This window comes from Stenotrophomonas sp. GD03930, assembly GCF_029839665.1.
Lineage (GTDB): Bacteria > Pseudomonadota > Gammaproteobacteria > Xanthomonadales > Xanthomonadaceae > Stenotrophomonas > Stenotrophomonas forensis.
The window spans coordinates 505,293-528,225 of the sequence record NZ_JAOCAV010000002.1; the positions used below are offsets into that span (position 1 = coordinate 505,293).

22 protein-coding genes and 1 pseudogene are annotated in these 22,933 nt (G+C 67.3%); 6 read left to right on the forward strand and 17 right to left on the reverse strand.

Annotated elements, in window-relative coordinates; all coding sequences use genetic code 11:
* The first annotated feature begins 51 nt into the window (after window positions 1-51).
* Window positions 52-807, forward strand: a complete 756-nt coding sequence (locus tag N5C18_RS12965) for a SapC family protein (RefSeq protein ID WP_053509026.1) — start codon at window positions 52-54, stop codon at window positions 805-807.
* Here the strand turns inward: N5C18_RS12965 and N5C18_RS12970 are convergent, their stop codons facing one another.
* From N5C18_RS12970 to N5C18_RS12980, 3 genes are all read right to left on the reverse strand, one after another.
* Entirely contained in the window at window positions 808-3,129 is a 2,322-nt protein-coding gene (locus N5C18_RS12970) for an ATP-binding protein (protein WP_279944770.1), read from the reverse strand.
* A complete protein-coding gene (locus tag N5C18_RS12975; RefSeq protein WP_053451300.1) occupies window positions 3,126-3,752 on the reverse strand; it encodes a response regulator transcription factor in 627 nt (208 codons plus the stop codon). Before N5C18_RS12975 ends, N5C18_RS12970 begins: the two co-directional genes overlap by 4 nt.
* Before the next feature lie 162 nt (window positions 3,753-3,914).
* Entirely contained in the window at window positions 3,915-4,511 is a 597-nt protein-coding gene (locus N5C18_RS12980; RefSeq protein ID WP_164240866.1) for a helix-turn-helix domain-containing protein, read from the reverse strand.
* A gap of 40 nt (window positions 4,512-4,551) precedes the next feature.
* On the opposite strand from N5C18_RS12980, the gene N5C18_RS12985 reads away from it, so the two are divergent.
* The gene (locus N5C18_RS12985; RefSeq protein WP_164240865.1) at window positions 4,552-6,024 is read left to right on the forward strand and encodes a serine hydrolase domain-containing protein; all 1,473 of its coding nucleotides are present in this window, start codon (window positions 4,552-4,554) and stop codon (window positions 6,022-6,024) included.
* A 92-nt stretch (window positions 6,025-6,116) separates the two neighbouring features.
* On the opposite strand, the pseudogene N5C18_RS12990 reads toward N5C18_RS12985, so the two are convergent.
* From N5C18_RS12990 to N5C18_RS13035, 10 genes and pseudogenes are all read right to left on the reverse strand, one after another.
* A pseudogene (locus N5C18_RS12990) lies at window positions 6,117-6,470 on the reverse strand (response regulator); the annotation flags it as partial.
* Between the two features lie 125 nt (window positions 6,471-6,595).
* Window positions 6,596-7,129 carry a lipocalin family protein gene (locus N5C18_RS12995; RefSeq protein ID WP_164240864.1) on the reverse strand — a complete coding sequence of 178 codons (534 nt, stop codon included), beginning with the start codon at window positions 7,127-7,129 and terminating at the stop codon, window positions 6,596-6,598.
* Between the two features lie 8 nt (window positions 7,130-7,137).
* Window positions 7,138-8,211, reverse strand: a complete 1,074-nt coding sequence (locus tag N5C18_RS13000) for a cyclopropane-fatty-acyl-phospholipid synthase (RefSeq protein WP_279944771.1) — start codon at window positions 8,209-8,211, stop codon at window positions 7,138-7,140.
* The gene (locus tag N5C18_RS13005; RefSeq protein WP_164240863.1) at window positions 8,208-8,993 is read right to left on the reverse strand and encodes a DUF1295 domain-containing protein; all 786 of its coding nucleotides are present in this window, start codon (window positions 8,991-8,993) and stop codon (window positions 8,208-8,210) included. The genes N5C18_RS13000 and N5C18_RS13005 overlap by 4 nt, the downstream gene beginning before the upstream one ends.
* Complete coding sequence (locus N5C18_RS13010) at window positions 8,990-9,538, reverse strand: DUF2878 domain-containing protein (RefSeq protein ID WP_164240862.1); 549 nt, start codon at window positions 9,536-9,538, stop codon at window positions 8,990-8,992. The genes N5C18_RS13005 and N5C18_RS13010 overlap by 4 nt, the downstream gene beginning before the upstream one ends.
* Window position 9,539: 1 nt before the next feature.
* Window positions 9,540-10,799, reverse strand: a complete 1,260-nt coding sequence (locus N5C18_RS13015) for a cyclopropane-fatty-acyl-phospholipid synthase family protein (protein WP_164240861.1) — start codon at window positions 10,797-10,799, stop codon at window positions 9,540-9,542.
* Entirely contained in the window at window positions 10,796-11,563 is a 768-nt protein-coding gene (locus N5C18_RS13020) for a DUF1365 domain-containing protein (protein ID WP_164240860.1), read from the reverse strand. The genes N5C18_RS13015 and N5C18_RS13020 overlap by 4 nt, the downstream gene beginning before the upstream one ends.
* Window positions 11,560-12,837, reverse strand: coding sequence for an FAD-dependent oxidoreductase (locus N5C18_RS13025; protein ID WP_279935446.1), 1,278 nt, complete (start codon window positions 12,835-12,837; stop codon window positions 11,560-11,562). The genes N5C18_RS13020 and N5C18_RS13025 overlap by 4 nt, the downstream gene beginning before the upstream one ends.
* Before the next feature lies 1 nt (window position 12,838).
* Window positions 12,839-13,789, reverse strand: a complete 951-nt coding sequence (locus N5C18_RS13030; protein ID WP_164240858.1) for an acyl-CoA desaturase — start codon at window positions 13,787-13,789, stop codon at window positions 12,839-12,841.
* Window positions 13,790-13,870: 81 nt separating this feature from the next.
* Entirely contained in the window at window positions 13,871-14,638 is a 768-nt protein-coding gene (locus N5C18_RS13035; RefSeq protein WP_164240857.1) for a hypothetical protein, read from the reverse strand.
* Window positions 14,639-14,769: 131 nt separating this feature from the next.
* On the opposite strand from N5C18_RS13035, the gene N5C18_RS13040 reads away from it, so the two are divergent.
* From N5C18_RS13040 to N5C18_RS13050, 3 genes are read left to right on the forward strand one after another with little or no spacing between them, the layout of a single operon-like run.
* Window positions 14,770-15,393 (forward strand): sigma-70 family RNA polymerase sigma factor, encoded by a 624-nt coding sequence (locus N5C18_RS13040; protein ID WP_279944772.1) that lies wholly within the window; start codon window positions 14,770-14,772, stop codon window positions 15,391-15,393.
* On the forward strand, window positions 15,390-16,070 hold the full coding sequence (locus N5C18_RS13045; protein WP_279944773.1) for a ChrR family anti-sigma-E factor: 681 nt from the start codon (window positions 15,390-15,392) through the stop codon (window positions 16,068-16,070). The genes N5C18_RS13040 and N5C18_RS13045 overlap by 4 nt, the downstream gene beginning before the upstream one ends.
* A 10-nt stretch (window positions 16,071-16,080) precedes the next feature.
* Window positions 16,081-16,773: an oxidoreductase gene (locus N5C18_RS13050; protein WP_279944774.1), complete on the forward strand. Its 693-nt coding sequence runs from the start codon at window positions 16,081-16,083 to the stop codon at window positions 16,771-16,773.
* 2 nt (window positions 16,774-16,775) lie between these two features.
* Here N5C18_RS13050 and N5C18_RS13055 read toward each other — a convergent pair whose 3' ends face one another.
* Genes N5C18_RS13055 through N5C18_RS13065 form a run of 3 tightly spaced genes read right to left on the reverse strand, consistent with a single transcriptional unit; the run spans window position 16,776 to window position 21,869 of the window.
* Window positions 16,776-19,175 (reverse strand): hybrid sensor histidine kinase/response regulator, encoded by a 2,400-nt coding sequence (locus N5C18_RS13055; protein ID WP_279944775.1) that lies wholly within the window; start codon window positions 19,173-19,175, stop codon window positions 16,776-16,778.
* Window positions 19,168-19,635: a response regulator gene (locus N5C18_RS13060; protein WP_053509056.1), complete on the reverse strand. Its 468-nt coding sequence runs from the start codon at window positions 19,633-19,635 to the stop codon at window positions 19,168-19,170. The genes N5C18_RS13055 and N5C18_RS13060 overlap by 8 nt, the downstream gene beginning before the upstream one ends.
* Window positions 19,632-21,869, reverse strand: a complete 2,238-nt coding sequence (locus N5C18_RS13065) for an ATP-binding protein (protein ID WP_279944777.1) — start codon at window positions 21,867-21,869, stop codon at window positions 19,632-19,634. The genes N5C18_RS13060 and N5C18_RS13065 overlap by 4 nt, the downstream gene beginning before the upstream one ends.
* A 266-nt stretch (window positions 21,870-22,135) precedes the next feature.
* On the opposite strand from N5C18_RS13065, the gene N5C18_RS13070 reads away from it, so the two are divergent.
* Window positions 22,136-22,429, forward strand: a complete 294-nt coding sequence (locus N5C18_RS13070; protein WP_053509060.1) for a hypothetical protein — start codon at window positions 22,136-22,138, stop codon at window positions 22,427-22,429.
* Between the two features lie 16 nt (window positions 22,430-22,445).
* Here the strand turns inward: N5C18_RS13070 and N5C18_RS13075 are convergent, their stop codons facing one another.
* Window positions 22,446-22,931 (reverse strand): TspO/MBR family protein, encoded by a 486-nt coding sequence (locus tag N5C18_RS13075; RefSeq protein ID WP_053509062.1) that lies wholly within the window; start codon window positions 22,929-22,931, stop codon window positions 22,446-22,448.
* Between the last annotated feature and the right edge of the window lie 2 nt (window positions 22,932-22,933).

Genomic DNA, 22,933 nt, shown 5'->3' on the forward strand with positions numbered 1-22,933 from the left:
CCCGCTGGCGCGCCCGGGATGGCAGGCGCGCATGATCGAACGGTTCCCAAGATGACCACCACCAGCGACACCACCACCGAAGCGGCGCCGAGCGGCGCCCCCCTGTTCTACACCCGTCCGGTGCCGCTGCAGGCCGATGTGCACGCCGATCTGCGCGTCCTGCCGGGCAAGCTCGAATTCGCCGCCGGCAACAACGCCATTCCGCTGGTGCTGGGCGAATTTTCGCTGGCGCTGCACCACTTCCCGATCCTGTTCGCTGGCCCGACCGCGGTGCCGATGGCCGCCGTGGGTGTGTCGGAAGAAAACCTGTTCATCAAGGACGGCCTGTGGGAAGACGAGGCCTACATCCCGGCCTACCTGCGTCGCCATCCCTTCATCTTCATCGACACCGGTGCGGACAACGATTTCCTGCTGGGCATCGATGAAGAGAGCCCGCGCGTGGTCAAGGGCGGTGACGAAGGCCAGCCGCTGTTCGTCGACGGCAAGGCCACCGACATGGTGCAGCAGGCGCTGGAATTCTGCGGCCAGTTCACCCGTGAGCACGAGCAGACCCAGGCCTTCTCCAAGGCCCTGATCGACAACGGCCTGCTGGTCGAGCGCAACGCCACCGTGCGTACCCCGGATGGCCGCGAGTTCAACCTCAATGGTTTCCAGGTGGTCGACGTCGAAAAGTTCGTTGCGCTGCCGGAAGCGACCGTGGTCGAGTGGCACCGCAGCGGCTGGCTGGCGCTGATCCACCAGCACCTGATGTCGCTGGGTCGCTTCAATGACCTGACCCGTCGCCAGGTCCAGCGCCTGGCCGCCTGATCAGTTGGCAGGCATGGCTTCCGCAGTGCGGGAGCCATGCCAGTGCCACAGCTGCTGCAGCAGTCGCCGCGCGTCGATCCAATCCGTCGCGGCATCATGACCCAGTTCCCACAGATCGGCCGCGATGTCGGCCTGGGCAGCGGCGCCACAGATCTGAAGTGTCCCCTGCAGGCGGTGCGCATGATGGCGCATGGCCCTTGCATCGTGATCGGCCAGCGCCCGCTCGATGCCTTCCAGTTCGCCGCGGATATCGGCCAGATGGACGTGGTCCAGCACTGCCAGCGGCGTGCGGGCTGCAACGCCGGTGATGGGCGTCAGCTGCAGCGCCTGCAGCAGGTGCGCAACCTGCAGGGGTTTGGTCAGAACGGCGTCGAATCCGGCCTTGCGCGAGCGCGCCAGGTGCCTGCGCCCGGTACGGGCTGACAGCGCCACCAGCCGCAGCGGCCCACTGGCCTGGCTGCGCAGTTGCTGCGCCAGTGCGTAGCCATCCATGCCCTGCAGGCCGATATCCAGCAGTACGATCCGGCGCGGGCTGCGGCTCTGCTCGTCCAGCGCGCCTGCAGCGTCGGCAACGGCACGCACGCTCGCACCGAACCGACGCAACTGCTCGGCGATGATCTGCCGGTTCAATGCATGATCTTCAACCAGTAGAAGGTCGAGGCCGGCAAGTGGACGGCCGGCGGCAGGGTCTTCTGTGGGCGCAGCATTGTCGCTGGCGGACTGTACCGGCAGGCACAGGGTGAAGCGGCTGCCGCGTCCCACGACGCTGTGCACGGTGAGGTCGCCGCGCATGGCGCGGGCCAGTTCGCGGGCGATGGACAGGCCCAGGCCGCTGCCGCCGCGCATCTGGCCGTCCTCTCCCTGCTGGAAGGCGCGGAACAGCCGCCCGACGTGGCGGGCATCAATGCCGATGCCGCTGTCGATCACATCCAGCACCAGTGCCCGGGGCTGGACCGGCGGCATCAGTTGCACGCGCAGATCGATGCCGCCCACATCGGTGAACTTCACCGCGTTGCCAAGCAGGTTGTCGACAATCTGCCGCAGTGCTTCTGCATCGAGTGCGATCGTCGGCGCAGGGTCGGGGCTGCAGTCGAATCGAAGCTGCAATCCCTTCAGCCGGGCCTGTGGCCGGATCGCGTCCAGCGATTGCTGGCAGAGAGACGCCACATCGCAGGCGCCCACATGTGGCTTGAAGCCGCCGCCGGCCAGGCGCGAGAAATCCAGTGACCGGTTCAACAGGCTGCGCAGCGAGCGCCCGGCCGCCGTGGCGGCCGCCAGCAGTTCGCGCTGGCCGCTGGCCAGGGGAGACCGGCCCAGCAGGTCGATCGACATCAGCATCGCCTGCGCCGAATTGCGCATCTCATGGCTGACCATGCCTGCCGCGCGAGCATGGCGACGGCGTTCGCGCCTGGTGCGACGGGCCGCGACGTGCCACAGGATCGGCAGGCCGGCCAGTACTGCGATCAGGGCCAGAAGCCAGTGCGGCGGTGGCATGCGCATCTGATCGAACATGCGCTGGATCGAGGCGGGCAGTGCCTGCCGGGCCCAGAGCTGCAGCAGGCCGGCATGCTCTTCCAGCGTAATGTCCTGCAGTGCCTGGTCGATGCGCGCCAGCAGTTGGCGGTCAATGCTGCGCACCAGCAGGTACAGGTCGGTGGAGAACGCGCTTTCGAAGGGCTGCAGTTGCAGCGTGCCGCCGAAGTGTCGCCGGATCATCGGTTGCAGTGTCGATTCCAGGCCAATTGCGACATCGGCAGCGCCGGTTTCAACGGCCACCAGTGTTGCGTGCCGATCGGGCAGGTGCAGCAGGCTTAGGTGTGGATGATGCGCCTGCAGCCACTCGGCGTACGGCCCGCCATTGACGACGGCCAGTGTGCGTCCTTCCAGTTGTGCAACATCGTGCGGGAGGCGCCCTCCGTTCCGGCCGGCCAGGACGGTCCTGCCGCCGCGGAAGGGAGTGGAGGCAACAAGGTTGGCGCAGGGCTGGTGCAGTGGCCTGACCGCGCCGATGACCAGTACCAGGTCGGCATCGCCCCGGCATACCGCGACTACCGACGAGCCCGTGCTGGGGTAGGGGTGTTCGGTGAAGCGCAGCTGGGAATGGCGTGCCACAAGCGTGGCGTAGCCGTGGGCAAGGGTGGGCAGCGGCGCCGTATCAGCCAGCGCCGGTGGCAAGGGGCGCAGCGAGGGCGCGGTGGCCACGCGGACCTCGCGGCCCGCCGCCCATCGTTGCGACGGTGCATCCCCGGCCGAGACCGTCGGCAACAGGAGCAGGGCCAGCAGCAGGGCAGGGGCGAAGCGCAGGCGGTGGCGCCGGCTCACAGTGCCTCCAGCTGATGTCGCATGGCATAGATCTCTGCATCGTTGCGCAGGCCCAGCTTGCGTAACGCGGATTTCTTCTGTGTGCTGACCGTCTTGATGCTGCGATGGCGCAACTGGGCGATCTCCGAGACGGTAAGGCCGGCCAGCAGCAGGTGAAGCACTTCACGTTCGTTGCGGCTGAGATCTTCGCCGTCTGCCGGATGCCGGCAGTCGGGAGGCAGCCGGTCCAGCCCCAGCGACACGCGTACGATTGCCTCGGACAGCAGTGGCAGCGGCTCGGCCTTGCTGACCACGCCGCTGACGCCAGCGTCGATCAGGGGGCCGATGTGGATGCTGGGCGACAGGGTGGCGAAGGCCAGCAGGGGGATGGCGGGGAACGTCGCGCGCAGCAGCTCCACCAGCGCCATGCAGTCGCGGTCCCCGCGCGCCAGAGTGAGGTCGATGATGGCCACATCCACCGGCGTTGCATGCAGGTCCTGGATGAACGCGTCGCTGTGGCCGTGGCTGGCAACAATGCTGAAGCGGGCGTCCTGGGACAGGTGCAGTGCGGTACCGCGACGGACCACTTCGTGATCGTCCAATAGTGCCAGGCGCAACAGGCGCGGTGCAGGATATCCATTCATGCGCACAGAGGTGGTCAGCGCCCCGCGGGCGTGGCGATCATTCTGGCGCCGTTGTCATGCCGCACATTGAATTTGTCGGATTTTTGCGATTATTCCTAAGTTTCGATCGTCAATGAATATCGAACCAGGCAATGTTCATTGATGGTGGCGATGCATCGACGGTCAGGCCGAGGGTCCGCGCGGCCTGTGTGCGGCGGGCGCCATCAGTACGGTCAGCAGCAGGGGGTCGCCCTGCGTGCCGGCGTCGAGCGCGGTGGCCTCAAGCGCTTCGATCAATGCGTTGATGCGGGCGAGTTGCTCGTCATCGGCGCGGAAGGACAGGTGCCTGACCGCGCAGTTGCGCTGTGGCCCTTCAAAGCGGGCGGCGGCCTGGGTGGCGGCCGAGGCGAACGCGCGCAGGGTGGCGGCGACCACGCGTGTCGCCACGCGGACAAGGCTCCGCCGGCCGGATGGGGTGCGCACCGCGTCGCGGGAGGACAGCCGTGTTGAGGCCGCCGCGTAGACGGCTTCGGGGCGGCGGCCGGTGTCGCGATGTTCGGTGATGTGCACCAGGCCGTGCTTCTGCAGGTGCGCCAGGTGGTGGTAGAGCGCGGTGGCGGGGCGGCCCAGGCGCTCGGCCAGTTCGCGGATGCTGGCCGGACCCTCCGCGTCCAGGCGCTGCAGTATCGCCATCCGTGCGGGCGAGGCCATCGCGGCAAGCTGGGCGGGTGTCAGCTTGAGCGGTGCTGGGCTGGAGTGGCTTGCAGTGGCGGATTTCATAATTCAAACTATAGTTCAAATTTGAATAATAGGGGCGGGAATGCGCACGGCACGCTTTTGGATGGCCCTGGCGGGCCTGCTGCTGGTGACGATCGGCAGTGCCCGGCCCGCTGTTGCCACGGAAGGGCCGCGCGGCGATGCCGCGAGCAGGGCGAGCGCCCCACTGGATGCGGCCGCGATCCAGGGGATCGACCGCGGCGTCGGCCAGGTCATGCGCCGCTTCAGTGTTCCCGGTGCGGCGGTGATGGTGCTCCAGGACGGGCGCTTGATTCACGCCAAGGCCTATGGCCAGCGCGACCTGGCGCGGGACCTGGCGGTGCGCACCGACACGCCGTTCGAGATCGGCTCGATCACCAAGCAGTTCACCGCCGCTGCGGTCGTGCAGCTGCAGGAGGCCGGCAAACTCAGCCTGGATGATCCGCTGGCCAGGTACCTGCCGGACGCCCCGCACGCGCATGAGGTGACCCTGCGCCAGCTGCTGTCCCACACCAGCGGCCTGCACGACTATTTCGACGGGCCCGAACAGGAGGTCGATGCCCTGGTGACGCAGCCGATTGCGTTTGATCGGCTGATCGCGCGCATCCGCGATCGTCCTCTCGATTTCGCGCCGGGCAGCCGCTGGTCGTACTCCAATACCGGGTACATCCTGCTCGGCCGGGTGATCGAGGTGGTATCGGGCGAGCGTTACGTCGACTACGTGCGCCAGCATCTGCTGGAGCCGCTGGACATGCGGCACACCTTCACCCTCGCCGATACGGAGCGACTGCAGGACATGGCGGTGGGGTACCGGCACGAGGCGGGCGTCCTGCGCCGATCACCCTGTTTCCACCCGGACTGGAGTGGCGCTGCCGGCTTTCTGGTCAGTACGCTTGACGATCTCGCGCGCTGGGATCGTGGCCTGAGCGGGGGGCGGGTGGTCAGCCAGGCCGGCTACCGCGAAATGATCACGCCGGTTCACACCGCTGAGGGCGGTAGCGCCGACTATGGGCTCGGGTTGTTCGTCAATGCGGTCTACGGCCAGGCCAGGATCGGCCATACCGGCGGCTCGCAGGGGTTCACCACCGCCGACGAGTACTTCCCCGCGCTTGGGCTGCGCATCATTGCTTTCACCAATCTGGGGGACAAGACGCCGGAGGCCGGCATCACGCTGACCAATGCGGTCTTCAGTGCGCTTCATCCCGCCATCGTCGCTGCGTGGAGCCAGCCCGCGCCTGGCGAAGACGCTGCCGTGACGGCACGGGCACGGGCCACGTTTGAACAGTTGCAGGCCGGGCACGGTTATGCGGATTTCAGCGCGAACCTGCGTACAAGGCTGGAGGCGGGGCTGGGTGCCGGGTTGGCGAAGGCGGTCGGGCCCTATGGCAAGCCGGACGCCCTGGTCTTCAAGGGCACGCAGGCCAGCGAGAAGGGCACGATGTACCGCTACGTGGCGACGTTCGGCGCCGGCGTCTTCATGCCCTACATGATCCGCCCCGACGAAGAAGGCAGGGTTGCAGGGTTCGCGCTGGATTGAGTGCCGGGAGCGGCTGCCTCCTGTGGGTGCGCTGGATTGCGAGGGGCACCTTCCGGCCCCGGCGATGCAATGGCGGGGCTGCCGCTGATGGCTTGCTGCACGGCTCGCTGCAGCTTTTCGAGATGGAATGGCTTGGCAACGAACGGGGCGCCGCGATGCCTTGCCGGCACCAGCTGGTCATAGACCGCCGACACGAACAGATAGGGCACTCCGAGCGCGGCCAGGCGATCGGCGACCGGGAACACCACGCCGTCGCGCAGCTCGATATCCAGCACGGCGCCGTCGAACTGCCGGGTGTCGAGCAGGCCCAGTGCATCGAACACGCTGTAGGCATGCGTGACCTGGTCGCCCTCTTGCTGCAGCGCCTGCTCCATCAGTGTGGCCAGGTCGAACTGGTCCTCCACCAGCAGCAGGTTGCAGATGTGCGGGCGGGATTCGGGATGCATGCCGGTGGTGCCTGTTTCACATGGGGAACCGCAGTGTGCGACCTGCCGCATCAACAGCGTGGATGCGCAGTGTCAGCCTGGTGCGAAGTGCTGGGCGAGCGGCCACGCAGGGGCGTAGCAGGGGGTCATCGCACCGACTGCGGCACCCGTCGCAGCTTCCGCGTGTCATAGCCCATTGCCGCGATGCGTTGCACCGCCTGCTGGTAGTCGCTGTCCGAGACCTGTGGCGTGCGCGCCATGAACCACACATAGTCGCGCTTGCTGCGCGCCACGATGGTCTGGCGGTAGTCATCAGCCAGCCAGGCGATGATGTACTCAGCCTGGATCGGCCAGATGAACTGCATGCCCCAGACGGCGCCGTTTCCTTCCTTTTCGACCCGGCCGATGGGATGCATCGACTTCTGTGGCGCGTCAAAGCTGCCCTTGCGATAGGTGAAGGTGGTCTGGATGCGCCCATCGGGCCGCAGTGCGTAACTCTCGACCGCATCGAACGCCTCGCGCTCGGGACGCGAGGGAATGTGGGCGATCACGTACCAGTCGCCCATGAAGCGCGGCACGTCCACCGATGGCGGGCGCGGCAGGGGGCGTGTGTCATTGGAACTGCAACCGGTACCGAACAGTCCGACCGCCAGCAGCGGGAGCAACGGGAAAATGCGCATGCGACACCTCAGCGTGGACGGAACAGGTAATGGGCCACCAGCCACTGCTGGCCATCGTCGTAGCCGAACAGCTCGGCGCAGGCCATCCAGAACATGCGCCAGCGCTGCCACCAGATCCGTGCGGCCGCTTCGCCGTAGGTAGCAACCAGCACCGGCATCACGCGGTCGCAGGCCGCATCCTGGTTGGCCAGCCAATGATCGGCGGTGCGCTGGTAATGGGTGCCATCGATCAGCCAACGCTGCTCCAGCTGCAGGTCGCGCTGGAAGTGCAGCAGGGTATCGGCGGCAGGCATCAGCCCGCCGGTGAAGAAATGCCGGCCCATCCAGTTGTCGCCGCCGTCGGTCTCGAACGGATACATCAGCGTGCGGTGCGCGAAAATGTGCACGAAAAGCGCGCCGTCCGGCTTCAGCCACTGCGCGATGCGCGCGAGCAGGCGCTGGTAGTTGCGCACGTGTTCGAACATTTCCACCGAGACGCAGCGGTCGAACTGCGCGTGTGGCAGTTCCAGCTGGTTGACGTCGCGGGTGAGCACCTCGACGTTGTGCAGCCCTCGCGACGCGCACTGCGCCAGGATGTGCTGGCGCTGGCTGTTCGAGTTGGACACGGCGGTGATCCGGGCGAGCGGATAGCGCTCGGCCATCCACAGGGTCAGCGAGCCCCAGCCGCAACCCAGCTCCAGGATGTGCTGGCCATCGGCCAGCCCGGCACGTTCGCCGTACAGGGCCAGCATCGCGTCTTCGGCCTGGTCCAGCGTCTCGTTGCCGGTCGGGTAGTAGCAACTGCTGTACTTCAGCTGCCTGCCCAGGCAAGCCTGGAAGAAGGCGGCGGGCACCTCGTAGTGCTGGCGGTTGGCGGCATCGGTATGCAGCGCCAGTGGGCTGTCGGCCAATTCGGCGATGCGGCGGTTGAAGCGGGCCGACTGGCCCTCGATGCCGCCCTCGGCTTCCTCGTGCAGGCGCTGCGCGCACAGGCGCCGGATGCCGGCGCGCAAGGCTGCATCTGGAACCCAGCCGCGCTCGGCCCAGGCGATCAGCCCGCTCTCACCCGCTTCGGTGGGGTTCTGTGACGGGATCGCGTTCATGCGGAATGCTCCTTGGAAGGGCGTGGGAACCAGGGGAAGAACATCGGGGTCGTGCGCTGATACTCGCGGTAGTCGTCGCCGCGGCTGCGCAGGGCCTGCTTTTCGGTGAACGGAATACCGCTGAGGTAGCGCAGGAACACATACATCAGCAGCGGCCCAAGCCAGGCCATCCACCACAGTGGCGAACCCACGGCCAACAGCACGTAGGTGAACCAGTGCAGCCATTCGAAGAAATAGTTCGGGTGCCGCGAGTAGCGCCACAGGCCATCCCGGCAGGTGCGGCCCTTGTTGGCCGGGTTGGCGCGAAACCGGGCCAGCTGGCGGTCGGCCAGCGCTTCACCCCCCACGCTGAGCAGCCAGACCCCCGCAGCGGCCACGATCCAGATCGTCAGCCCCGGCCGTGGGTTGGCCGCGACCGCTACGAAGGGCGGGGCGAACAGGATGATCAGCAGGGCCTGGGCCATGAAGAAACCGAAGATCTTTCCCTGGTGGCCGTGCCAGTGCTCGCGCAGGTAGCGATAGCGTCCGTCCTCCGCTTCGTGACGGACCCGGTGCCACAGATGCAGGGCGAGGCGGCCGCCCCACATGCCGCCGAGCGCGCCCAGTGCCACCCGTGGCATCAGCGCGCCATCGCCGAGCAACGCAAGCAACAGTGCAGATGCACCGACGCCCTTGGCCCACAGCACATCGACTACACCGATGTTTGTGTGGCGGCGTTGCCAGGCCCAGCCCCAGCTCATTATCAGCACGGCGTACAACAGCACCCATAACAGGTCGATCATGACGGCGCTCCAGCGAGGGGTGGCTGTGGCGCGCCGCGCGATCCGAGCCGGGCACGGCTGCACAGCAGGGAAAGCGCGATGCTCCAGCCAATGCCGAGCACGAGCAGGCCGTGCCATGCCGGCGCTGCGAACCGCACTGCGTCAAAGCCGCGCGCAGCAGAGAGGTAGGCCAGTGGCGCCAGCAGCAGGCCGAACAGCATCGGCAGCGCGGCGTGCCGCTGCAGGAAGCGCATCGAAGTGGTCAGCGTCATCGCGAACGCCGCCCACAGCGCCATGATCCACGGCGGCGGCGCCCAACCGAACGCGGCGGCGGCATAGCGCACCGTGCCGCTGGCCGCTGCACTGGCGTCGACCAGCCAGGCGCAGGCCAGCGCCCATGCCAGCAGCCGGAGGTCCAGCCTCGGCTGCGGGGACGTGAGCAGCTGGCTGCCGACGTACAGCGACGCAGCCAGCAATGCGGGCCATTGCCAGCCGCGGCCAGCACCGGCCACGGCGCTCAGCCAGACCAGTTGGTTACCGAGCAGGTTGGCCCAGAAGCGACCCATCTCAGTGCCCGCCGTCCGCATCCGTGATCGGCCGATGGCCGGGGCGCGCCAGCAGCAGGTGCGAGACACCGATCGAGCGCTCGAGGAAGCCGCCCTCGCAGTACGCCAGGTAGAACTCCCACAGCCGGCAGAAGCGCGCGTCGAAGCCTTGTGCCTGCACCGCGGGCAACTGCGCCAGGAAGCGCTGGCGCCAGGCGCGCAGGGTCAGCGCATAGGAGTGCCCGAAATCCTGCTGGGCGATCAGTTGCAGGTCGCTGGCTCGGGTCTTGGCCGCCATGATCGCGTTGATCGATGGAATGAAACTACCCGGGAAGACGTAGCGTTTGATGTAGTCGACGCTGCGCCGGGCCTGCTCGTAGCGGTGATCCTCGATGGTGATCGCCTGCAGCAGGGCCACGCCGTCCGGCTTCAGCAGGCGCTGCAACGTGGCCATATAGGTGTCCAGATACTCGGCGCCGATGGCTTCGATCATCTCGATCGAGACCAGCTTGTCGAACTGGCCCTGCAGGTCGCGGTAGTCCTGCATCAGCAGGGTGACCCGGTCCTGCAAACCGGCGGCCTGCACGCGTTCTGCGGCCAGCGCATGCTGTTCGGCGGAAATGGTGGTGGTGGTGACGTGGCAGCCATAGTGCGTAGCGGCATGCACGGCGAAGCCGCCCCAGCCGGTGCCGATCTCCACCACGCGATCGCCAGGGCTGAGCCGCAGCTGCTGGCAGATGCGGTCCAGCTTGCGCCGCGAGGCCAATTCGAGCGATTCGCTTTCATCGGAGAACAGCGCCGAGGAGTACATCAGGTCCGGCGACAGGAACAGGGCGAAGAAGTCGTTGCCGAGATCGTAGTGCGCGGCGATGTTGCGGCGGCTGCCTTCACGGCTGTTGCGGCGCAGGCGGTTCCAGCCGCGCAGCAGCCAACCGCCGACGCGGGCCGGGCCGTGTTCCATGCTGTCGAGAAGATCGCGGTTGCGTACCAGCAGCCGTATCAGCGCGACCAGATCGTCGCAGCGCCATTCACCGTTGATGTAGCTCTCACCTGCGCCGACGCTGCCTTGCGCGGCGACCTTCCTGTAGAACGCCGGGTCGTCGATGGTGACGGTGACATGCAGTTCGCCCCGGGCATCGCCGAGCCAGACTTCGCCGAGCGCGTCACGCACACACAGCCGGCCCTCGCGCAGCGGGGCGAGCTGGGCCAGCAGGCGGCGGCGAAGAAAGGCATCCAGTGCGCCCGGGCGCGGCAGCGCGACCGAAGGAGTCATCGAGTTCATCGCGGTTTCCCGGCAAGGTTGGGGTGGTCGTGGACGGGGTTGCGCTTCAGCCACAGGCGCAAGGCCTGCCAGTGGATGGCGGCCACCACCTGCAGCGTCATCAGCGGATAGCAGGCAAGCACCCGGGCCAGGCCGGGGCCATCCAGTGCGCGGCGCTGCATGGCCTGGGTGGCATCGAACTGGCGGACACCGTCGCGCGAGACCTGCATGTGCACGCGCAGGTCCTCGCCGGGCACGTTGAAGCGCCAGTCATAGCGGCAGTCCATCGGCATGAAGGGCGAGACGTGGAAGCCCTTGTCGAACTGCCAGCGCAGCGAGGTACCTTCATGGGTGGCCGTGGAGACCGGCAGCACATAGGCATGCCGTTCCTTCCACGGGGTGTTGGTGATCTCGGCCACGATGCAGTCCAGGGTGCTTCCATCGGGCTGGTAGCAGTAATAGAAGCTGACCGGATTGAACACATGCCCGGCAAAGCGCAGGTGGGTAAGAAGGCGCACCGGGCCGGCAGGCCGGAAGCCGAGGGTGGCCGCGGCGTGGTCGCGGACTGCATCGGCCAGTGGCCGCGTGGAATCACCGAAGTAGTCGCTGCGGCGGAATTCGGCCAGGTTGCGCCGATTGATCGACCACAGCCAGCGGCCAGCGAACACCGTATCGAGCTCGTCCAGGTCGAGCAGCAGTTGCGCGATCGGGTAACGGAACGCATGCGGGTGCGGGTGATGCCGCCGGTGCATCACCTGCCCGAAATAGAGCGCGCTGGCGCTCATGCCGCGACCTCGCCGGCCGCCGGCAGCAGCCGGTGTGGCTCGCAGGCACGCAGCGCATCGACCACGCGCCGCGCACTGCGGATTCCATCCTCATGAAAGCCCCAGCCCCAGTACGCGCCTGCGAACCAGGTGTGGCGACGGCCCTGCAGCTCGGGCCAGCGCTGCTGGGCCCGGATGGCTGCGTGGTCGTGCACCGGGTGGGCGTAGTGCAGCGTGCGCAGGACCTTGCTCGGGTCGATCGCCTCGCTGCGGTTGAGCGTCACCACCAGCGGCGTGTCACCGGGCAGTCCCTGCAGCAGGTTCATGCAGTAACTGACCGTGCAGGGTGCAGACGGGTCACGCGGCACATGCGCGTTCCATGCGGCCCATGCCTTGCGATTGCGCGGCAGCAGCGTTGCGTCGGTGTGCAGCACCGCTTCGTTGGGCTGGTAGCGGATGGCAGCGAGCACCTCGCGCTCGACAGGGTCTGCGTCACCCAGCAGCGCCAGCGCCTGGTCGCTGTGACAGGCCAGGATCACCTCATCGAAACCCTCCACGCCGGCCGCACTATGCACGCGCGCACCCCACGGCATGCGCTCGACCGAATGCACCGGGCACTGCAGCCGCTCACGCACGCGCCAGCGGGCGCGCAAGGCATCGACATAGCGCGCCGAGCCGCCACTCACCACGCGCCAGGGCGAGCGCCCGGTCATCTGCAGCATCTGGTGGTTGGCCATGAACTGGGCCAGGTAGCGGGCCGGGAACTCCATCACCGAGCGGGTGGGGGACGACCACAGCGCCGATGCCATCGGCAGCAGGTGCTCTTCGATGAATGCCTGGCCGTAGCGCTGGGCATGCAGGTACTGGCCCAGGGTGGGGCCTTCATCCTCGCCCAGCAGCAGGGGCGCGTCCCGGTAGAACCGGCGCAGGTCGGCCAGCATGCCCCAGAACCGGGGTGACAGCAGGTTGCGGCGTTGGCAGAACAGCCCATCCAGCGAGGTGGCGTTGTACTCCACCCCGCTGCGCTCGCTGTGCAGGGAGAAGCTCATCGTCGTAGGTTGGGAGGCCACGCCCAGTTCGTCGAACAATGCCGTCAGCAGCGGGTAGTGCAACGGATTGAAGACGATGAAGCCGGTGTCCACCGCCATCTGCAGGCCATCGACCTGTACGTCGTGGGTATGGGTGTGGCCGCCCAGATAGTCGTTGGCCTCGAACAGCGTGACCTCGTGTTCGCCGTCCAGCCACCAGGCGCTGGCCAGGCCCGCAATACCGGAGCCGATGATCGCGATGCGCATGTCAGTACCTCGCCTTGGCCAGCACCCACTCGGGAATCGGCTTGAGGCCCTTTACCAGGCCGAGGGCCGCCATGACGCGCAGGCCGTACCAGGTCAGGTCCACCTCCCACCAGCGGAAGCCCTGGCGGACCGTTCCCGGGAAGAAGTGGTGGTTGTTGTGCCAGCCTTCGCCAAAGGTAAGCAGGGCCAGCCAGAGGTTGTTGCGGCTGTCATCGCGGGTCTCGAAGCGGCGGCGGCCGAATCGATGCGCCAGCGAGTTGATGGTCACGGTGGCATGGAACAGCACGACGGTGGAAATGAAGAAGCCCCAGACCAGCAACTGCGGTCCCGAGGTGTGCAGGCCCGGCGCCCAGCGCTCCAGCGCGGCGCCGAGGGCATACAGCGCCGCGGCGAGCAGTACGGGAACCGCGGTGTCGAAGCGATCCAGCCAACGCAGTTCAGGGAAGCGCGCCAGGTCGGGGATGCGCGAAAGGTCCGTGGCGAAGGCTTCGCGGGTCAGGAACCAGCCCATGTGGCTGCGCCAGAAGCCGCCTTCACGCGGCGAGTGCGGGTCCAGCGGCTGGTCGGCGTGGCGGTGATGGTGGCGATGGTGCGCGGCCCACCACAGCGGTCCGCGTTGCACGCTGGCGGCCCCGATGACAGCGAATACGAACTGCACCGCTCGCGACGCCTGGAAGGTGCGATGCGAAAAATAGCGGTGGTAGAACGCGGTGATCGCGAACATGCGCACGGCATAGAGCGCCGCCGCAACGATCACTGCGGTCCATGACACGCCCACCCAGATCACCGCCAGGCACGCCACATGCATCAAGGCGAAGGGGACCGCGCGCAGCCAGTCGATCCGCCCGGGGCGGTCGACGGCGCTGTCTGCAGCACTGCCGGTGTCGACCCAGCGCTGCACTGTGCGCAGCAGGCGCCAACGGCGACGGGGGAGGGGCGCTGCAGAGGCCATGAGGGGTCTCGAAGGGGGTCGTGTGTTCTCTATACGCACCACGATGCCCACTGGATGCGTGCTTCCGCTGTTAGTTTCGCTTCACCCGGACGTCACGCCGCAACCGGCAACGAGCGATTGCGCCCAGGCCTGCTGCCATTCGCTCGCGCTGCTCGCGCGCGCGGCAGCGGCGAATCGAACCACCACCTGCGGATAGTGGCCCCGTGCATCGCGCAGGTTGCTGGTGCCCTGGAACTCCAGCAGTCGTCGGTCGGCATCGGCATAGACCAGCTGCAGGCGCGGTGCGATGCCGCCATACCAGGTGTCGAGGCTGACCTCGATCTGCTGAGCGGCCACCCCCTGCCAGCGCAGCGGGGCAGAGCGGCGAATCTGTACAGGGAAATAGCGCTGCCGCCCCGGGACCAGGAAAGGCAGCGAGATGCGCTCGCCGCGCATCAGCGCCGGCCAATGCTGGCGCACGGCGGCGTCAAAGCCGACATCGATCACGGCATCAGCGGGCAGTTCCAGGCGGCGCTGGCGCGATGGCGCATCGGCATCCTCCTTCCAGTCGACCAGGACACTGCCGCCGGCCACCTCGATCTGCACCTTCTGGCCGCTGCGCAGGTCGTCCAGCGAGTAGCCGCGCGCCTGCGGGCGGGATGTCGCGGGCAGGTGCTTGCGGGCGAAGGGGCGCCCATCCGGGCACTGGTACAGCACCCAGCGTTCGGCGCCTTCGGTCGCGTCGCGCTGCCAGTGCACTTCGCGATAGGCGGCGGCGCCTTGCCCGGTGCTGGCAAGGCCTTCGGTCCGCAGCCAGGGGGCGGCCAGCGCGGCGTGGGGGAGGCACAACAGCAGCCAGGCGGTCCGCATGATCGTCATCCGCAGGGAGGGCCCCGGTCATACGTCAGGCGCGGCCGGATGGATGCGGTCCGTGGCCTGCATCCAATCGCCACCCACGCGCGTACAGAGGACAGACCTTCACCTGCCCGCCGCGAACGCAGATGTACCCTGACGCTGCCAGCACTCTCCTCACCTTCGATACCGCACGCATCGTGTCCAGTTCCCAGCAGCCGAGCAGCGAGCCGACGAACTGGGCCGGTGACATGGACAGGGTCGCCCGCCTGCGCGACCGCGACTGCTTCATGCGGATCTACGACCATTTCATGCCACGGCTGTGCGTCTATCTGCGCGGCCTCGGCGCACCTGACGCTGTGGCCGAAGAACTGGCGCAGGAATGCCTGCTGCGGTTGTGGCTGCGCGCGTCCGACTACGATGCCGCCCAAGGGGCGCTGAGTACCTGGCTGTACCGGATTGCCCGCAACCTGCATATTGATCGGGTGCGGCGCGAGCGCAGCTGGCTGCAGGTGCAGGCGGCGGTGGAGGACGCGGCAACCCTGGATATGGTCGAACGCAGCAGCGCCGAACAGTTCGCCGACCAGGCGCGGCTGCGCCAGCGCATCAACGAACTGCCTGCGGTGCAGGCGCGATTGGTGCGGATGTCCTATTTCGAAGCCAAGAGCCACAGCGAGATTGCCGAGGCGCTGGGCATGCCGCTGGGCACGGTCAAATCGCATCTGCGACGTGCGTTCCTGCAACTGCAGTCGAAAGTGGGAGGTGCGCTGTGAATCCGCACCACCACCTGCACGAATCCACGTTGATGAGCTATGCGGCCGGTGCGCTGCCCGCGCCGTTGAGCATCGTGGCCGGCGCCCATCTTGAACACTGCCCGCAGTGCCGCCAGCGCCTGCGCGACGCCGAGGCGATCGGGTCGGTGCTGCTGGAGCAGACGCAACCTGCGTCAGCCGAAGGTGACGCACGCCGGAGTGCGTTGCGCGAGGCGATGCTGGCGCAGCTTGCCAGCGAGTCGCCCGTCGGCCTGCCCATGGTGGCGAGCGTGCCGCAGCGGGAGCGCCCGGAGGCCGATCCTGATCACCTGCCTGTGTCGCTGCACCCGTACTTCGGTGCGTCGCTGGCAGCCCTGCGTTGGCGCTGGATGGCGCCGGGCGTGCACTGCATCCGCGCCGAACAGATGCCATCGCTGATCATGCTGAAGATCGCGCCGGGCAAGTGCCTGCCGATGCACAGCCACGGACGCAGTGAGCTGACCCAGATCCTTCGCGGTTCGTACAACGACGCGCTGGGCCTGTTCGCGCCGGGCGATGTGGCGGACCTGGATGAGGAGGTGGAGCACCAGCCCGTCACCGCACCGGGTGTGCCGTGCATCTGCGTGTCCGCGCTGGATGCGCCGCTGGTGTTCAGTGGCTGGCTGGCGCGGAAGATCCAGCGTTTCGTGAAGCTTTAGGGTGACCACAATGGCGGCTGCCGGTGCATTGCGGGTTCTGTTGACCGGCGCTACCGGGTTGGTGGGGCAGGGCGTGGCCCTGGCCTGCCAGCAGTCGAGGCAGGTGGCTGAGCTGACCGCGTTGGTCCGGCATTCGGGCAGCCTCCGCGGTGCGGGCAGCGAACTGATCGTGCCGGAGTTCCTGCACATCGAAGCGCGGCAGGATGAACTGGCAGGGTTCGATGCCTGCTTCTACTGTGCCGGTGCGCCACCGGTAGGCACCGCCGAGGCCGAGTACCGTCGCGTCACGCTGGACACCACGCTGGCCGTTGCCCGGGCGTGGGCAGCGGCCAATCCGCAGGGGTGCTTGCTGTATGTGTCCGGTGCAGGCGCAGATGCGGACAGCCGGCTGATGCCGCTGCGCATCAAGGGCGAAACCGAGCAGGCGCTGCAGGCATTGCCGGTTCGCACGGTGATGTTGCGCCCGGGTGGCGTGCGCCCGGTGGAAGGCACCGGCACCCGCCATGGCGTGCTGAAGCCGTTGTACTGGGGTGGCGCGCCGCTGATGAAACTGGCAGGCGCGATCGCGCCCTCGCTGGTGACCAGCAATCTGGCGTTGGGCCAGGCAATGATCGCGCTGGCCGGCCGGGAGCATCCGCCGGCCACGGTGGAGTGCGCGGACATCAACCGGATCGCAGCGGGAGTGCGCGATCCGGCGCCTTGACCTCAGTGCAGCGCGGCGTCCAACGCGGTGCGTACCGCCTGCGCCAGATCACTGCGGGTGAACGGCTTGGGCAGCAGCGCGGCCGCACGGCCCTGGCTGCCGACCGCATCGTGGTCACGCGGGTAGCCCGAGGTGAACAGCACCGCGACGTCCGGCCAGCGTTCGCGCACTTCGCGCACCAGTTCCCAGCCCGACATGCCAGGCATCACCACGTCGGAGAACAGCAGGTCCACCGTGGTGTCAGGGCGCTCCAGCAGGCGCAGGGCCGAAGGGCCGTCGTGTGCTTCCAGCACGCGGTAGCCCAGCATGCGCAGCGCGTCCACGGTATGGGCACGGACATCATCGTTGTCCTCGGCTACCAGGATGGTCTCTTCGCGCGGCGAATAGCCGGCCAGCCCGGTCTGCGGTGCCGTTCCCTCACAGGGCAGGGCCAGCGTCGAGCGCGGGAACATCATGGTGATGCTGGTGCCGCCGCCTTCCACCGAATCGATCAGCACATGCCCGCCGGACTGCTTGACGAAGCCGTGCACCATCGACAGGCCCAGGCCGGTTCCCCGGCCCACCTGCTTGGTGGTGAAGAAGGGCTCGAACACCCGCGCCAGCGTGGCCGCATCCATGCCGTGTCCATTGTCGCGGACCCGCAGCATCACGTACTCGCCCGGTGCTGCATCAGGGAACAGGGCAGCGTAATCGTGGTCGAGGTGGCTGTTGTCCACTTCGATGACCAGCCGACCGCCGTGCGGCATGGCATCGCGGGCATTGACGGCCAGATTGAGCACGGAGGCCTCCAGCTGGCTGACGTCGATCTCGATGCACCAGATGTCCTCGGCGACGCGGATGTCCAGCTGCACCAGTTCGCCCAGCGCACGCTGCAGCATGTCATGCATGTCCAGCAGGCGGTCGTTGAGGTTGGCGGCCTGGCTGTGCAATGGCTGGCGGCGGGCGAACGCCAGCAGGCGCTGGGTCAGGCTGGCGGCGCGGCCGACGCCCTTGAGGGCGTTGTCCAGTGCACGGCCGAGCATCGCCCCGGGCTCTCCGGCACGCTCGCTGAGCAGCATGGCGTGCTCGACGTTGCCGGAGATGACGGTGAGGATGTTGTTGAAATCGTGGGCGATGCCGCCGGTGAGCTGGCCCACCGCCTCGATCTTCTGCGCCTGCCGCAGCGCGTGCTCGGCCTGCAGCCGGGCGGTGGTTTCCACCGCCTCGGAAACCACGGCGGTGACCGCGCCCTCGGCATCCAGCAGCGGGCGGAACGAAAAATCGAAGCTGCGCCGGCCGGTCGGCAACTCCAGGTCGAGCGCATGCAGCGAACTGTGCCCCTTGGCGGCATCGACAATGGCGCGGTCAACGGCCGCGCCGACGTCATCGGTGCCGGCGAACCAGGGCGACTGACCGAAACGCAGGCCCATCACCTCGGGCTTGTCGGCCAGCACCGCAGCCAACGAGGCGATGTTGGCATCCACCACCTGGCCCGCGAGGTCCAGCAGCACCTGGTGCTGGAAACTGGATTCGAAGATCGCCTGTAGGCGTCGCTTGCTGGCCCGCAGCTCGGTGGTGCGCGCCTGCACCTGCCGTTCAAGCAGCTGGTTGTCCTCGCGCAGCGCTAGTTCGGCCTGCTTCAACCCGGAGACGTCGCTGCCCAGGCAGATGTAACCCACTACCTCGCCATCGGCGCCGCGTTCGGGCACGCAGTCCATCTGCACGAAGCGTGACTCGCCACTGCGGTGCGCCAGCTCCACCTGGAAGCTGCTGCGCTCGCCCCGCAGCACCTGTTGCAGGCTGGGCAGCGCATGCTCGAACGCGGAAATGCCGCTGACATCGCGCGCGCTACGGCCCAGCAGCTCGGTCAGGCTGATGCCGTGCCAGTCCAGGAATGCCTTGTTGGCAAAGCGGTAGCGGTGCTCCTTGTCGAGCTGGGCGATCAACGCCGGCACGGCATCGGTTACCTGCTGCAACTGGGCCTGGCTGTCGTTCAGCGCGGCCTGTGCATCGGCCAGCTGGGTGCGTTCGCGGGCCTCCTGCTGTGCCCGCCGGATGGCATCCGGCAAGCGCTGCAGCCGCTGCTTGACCACGTAGTCACGTGCGCCGCGGGTCAGCGCCTGCACTGCCAGTTCTTCGGTAAGCGTGCCGGAGACGAAGATGAAGGGGGTGTGCGGAATCCGCTCGCGTGCAAGCGCGAGGGCCGCGTCGCCATCGAAGCCTGGCAGCACGTGGTCGGCCAGGATCACGTCGAACCCGCGTTGGTCGATCGCCTCGATGAAGGTGTTGCGTGACCACACCCGCTCGACCTCGAAATCCAGGCCGGCCCGTTGCAGTTGTGCGGTGATCAGCTCCGCATCAAGCGCACTGTCCTCCAGCATGAGGATGCGCAGGCGCTCGCTGCGGCGCGATCCATCATGCATTGTGCTGCCCCGATCCATTGGGGCGATGGGGCGGCGGCTGGTTGGTGATGCCCCAGAACATGCCCAGCCCCTGGATGGCATCGAAGAATTCCTTGAAATCGACCGGCTTGACCACGAAAGCATTCACGCCCAGTTCGTAGCTGCGCACCAGATCCTGTTCCTCGCGGGAGGAAGTCAGCATCACCAGCGGGGTACTGCTCAGCTGCGGGTCGCCACGCACCTGCTCCAGAACCTCCAGGCCGTTCACCTTGGGCAGCTTCAGGTCCAGCAGCACCACCACCGGGCCACCGTGGTTGGCGCCGGCGAACTTGCCCTCGCAGCGCAGGTAGTCCAGCGCTTCGGCGCCGTCGCGTACATGGATGACATCGTTCAGCAGCTGGCAGCGCGACAGCGCGGCCAGTGTCAGCTCGGCATCCTTGGGGCTGTCCTCGACGAGGAGGATCGGCCGCAGGTCCCTCATGGGTGATCTCCTGTGGAACGGGGTAAGGTGAAGTGGATCGTGGCGCCCTTGCCGGGCTCACCCTCGGCCCAGGTCCTGCCGCCGTGGCGGCTGATGATACGGCGTACATTGGCCAGGCCGATGCCCGTGCCTTCGAATTCCTCGACGTGATGCAGGCGCTGGAACACGCCGAACAGCTTGTCGACATAGCGCATGTCGAAGCCGCAGCCGTTGTCGCGCACGAAGAAGTGATCCTCCTCGTCGCTGCGCTCATGGCCGACCTCGATCACCGCATGCTCGCGCTCGCGGGTGAACTTGACCGCGTTGGAGAGCAGGTTCTGCCAGACCAGGCGCATCATCGTCGGATCGGCCTGCACCTCCGGCAGCGGTGCCAGCGTCCATTGCACGTCGCGGTCGGCGTAGTCCAATGCCAGGCTCCTGCGCACGTCCTCGGCAAGCGCGGCCATGTCCAGCCGCACCCGGCCAAGGGTGGAACGGCCCATCTGCGAGAAGCTCAGCAGATCGTCCACCAGCGTACCGGCCGACTTGGCCGATTCCACGATGGTGTCGAGGAAGCGGCGTTCGGTATCGTTGAGGCGTTCACCGGCCGAGCTGCCCAGCAGCTCCGAATAGCCGACGATGTGGCGGAAGGGCGCGCGCAGGTCATGGCTGACCGAGTACGAGAAGGCTTCCAGCTCCTTGTTGCTGCGCATCAGCTGCTCGTTCAGCTCGGCCATTTCCTCGGCCTTGCGCAGCACGATGTCGACGATGGCGGTGCGCATCTCGTGCGCGGCATCGCGGTCGGCGTCATTCCATGGCAGGCTGCGCTGCTGCACGGTTTCCTTCCAGGCCTCGAAGGAGCTGCGCGGGGACAGCACCACGTCAGGTGCGGCGGTCTTGCGTGGGTCGCCGCCCCAGCGCACGGTGCGCACCACCTCGGGGCGGAACCACATCAGGTAGCTGTCATGCAGCTGCGAGATGGGCACCGCCAGCACGCCGCTGGCCACGTCGGCCAGGCGCACGCCAGGCGACCAGTCGCCGGCCAGATGGTCGGTGCAGTACGTTTCCTGCCCGGCCTGCTGTGCGGCCAGCCAATCGGCCAGGGCCAGCACGTCGGTCGCGGGCGGGCACACGCCCACGCGCATGCAGTCGCCCTTGTGCACGATGGCAGCGCCAGCGGCGCCGGTCAGCGACAGCAGGCTGGTTTCGTCGTGGCGCAGCGCGGCCATGAAGTCCTCGTCGCCGGCCATGCGGGCCAGCAGCTTGACCAGCACCGAGCGGCGCGCCACACGTTCTTCAATGGCCCGCGCACGTTCCTTCAGGGCAATCTGCAGCGACAGGATCTGGCCCATGAACTCGCACGCCGTGCGCACGTGGTAGGGCAGCCGGCGCGGATGCACCGTGTGGCACGACACCAGGCCCCACAGCTGGCCTTCGTGCACCAGCGACACCGACATCGATGCACCGGTGCCCATGTTGCGCATGTACTGCATGTGCACCGGCGAAACGCTGCGCAACACCGCCAGGCTGAGGTCGGTGGGCGGTGCGTCGCGATGGTCCTCGGCGCGCATCAGCGGGGCAGGGGTGTAGTTGTTGTCTGCGATCAGCCGTACCCGGTTGCGGCGATACAGTTCGCGGGCCTGGGCCGGAATGTCCGACTCGGGAAAACGCAGGTCCAGGTAGGACGGTAACAGGCCGTTGCCATCCTCGGCCACCACGATGCCGTTCCAGCCGGGGTCGAACTGATAGACTAGGGTGCGATCGAAGCCGGTGAGCCGGCGCATGTGTTCGGCGGCCAGCTGGTACAGGTCTTCCACCGTCGTGGCCGACTCGATGGCGGTCATCAGCTCGCGGATGGCCGGGTAGAGTTCCTCCAGCGAGCCCGGCTGGCCGGGAACGGGTGACTCCAGCTCGACCAGCAGGTCGGTGGCGGAGCGGTGCACCAGCAGTTGATGCCGGCCGTGGCCGTCCAGGTGCACGGCGCCGACGTGGGCGCTGCTGCCAACCGCGGCCTGCTGGAACAACGCTTCGAACGGCGCCAGCACGCCGCCCAGTACTTCGCTGACGTGCTGCATCAGCGGCTCGCCGAACTGCTGCAGCAGCCGGGGCTGGCTGATCGCGCGCTCGCGCACCCGCAGTGACTGCGGCTCCAGTACCAGAAGCACACCGTACGGCTGGATTGCGCCCGGCGTATGAATCGGTTCGCGTGCACAACGGGACAGCGCAACGTCGTGCTTGGACTCAACGGAAGGCATCAAAGGCGGCACTCATGATTCATGGATGACGGGAACATCCCAGACGGGGACAACCCAGCACTGCATCCGGTATCCGGTGATGGTGAAGCAAAAGCGTGCATTCGCATACCACTTCGTAAGCGTGAAGAGCCTTTCATTGAAAACTGAATTCTTCATTTTGCCGTGCGGCGGGCACTTTGGCGTTTCGCAGAAGGTACATGCGCGCTGCACGCTCGCTGCACACGGGGTTGCCTACCGTAGGCCAACCTCCTTGAGCCCCCACGACCGTGAACCTGCAGACCCTGCCTTCCATGCCGTATCGCATGCTGCCCGACAGCTGCCAGTTCGAACTGCTGGATGTGGACGCGCTGCAGGACCCGGCCAGCGGCCGCCTGCTGCACCTGTACTCGCTGGTCGCCCGCTGCCTGTCGTGCGAAACGGTGTTCAAGGCCGAGGAAGGGCAGGGACTGGTCAGCCACTCCGCATCGCGGGTGGTGCGTTGCCCTGCCGGCTGCGGCCAACAGGCATTCAAGCCGTCACTGTTGCGTGCCTGGAAGCCGCAGGTGGCCGCGCAGGCGTGAGGGCGTTGATGGGTGCTCACAGCACCCCGGGGTTGGCACGCCACACGGCGAAATTGAGTGCCGAGGCGAACGAGATCCAGGCAAGGTAGGGCAGTAACAGTACTGCGGCGCCACGCTGGATGCGCAGGAAGCCAAGGATCGTCGCGCACACCAGCACGATCAGGACAAGAATGTCAGCAAAGGCAAGCGCGCCCAGCTTCCAGCCGAAGAACAGCCAGCTCCACAAGGCGTTGACCGCGAGCTGCACTAGATAGAGTGTCAGCGCCGGACGCGCACCGCGCCAGCCGCGCTCCCGCCAGACCAGCCAGGCGGCAACCGCCATCATTGCGTAGAGCAGGGTCCAGACCGGCCCAAATACACCGGCAGGCGGTGCCCAGGCCGGCAGGGTGAGGCTGGCGTAGAAGCTGGCAGCGGACGTGGAGGCCCACGCGCCCAATGCGGCCGCCGCAAAGGTAGCCGCGAACCATCCCAGAAGACCCAGTGCCTGTGAACTCCGCTTCATTG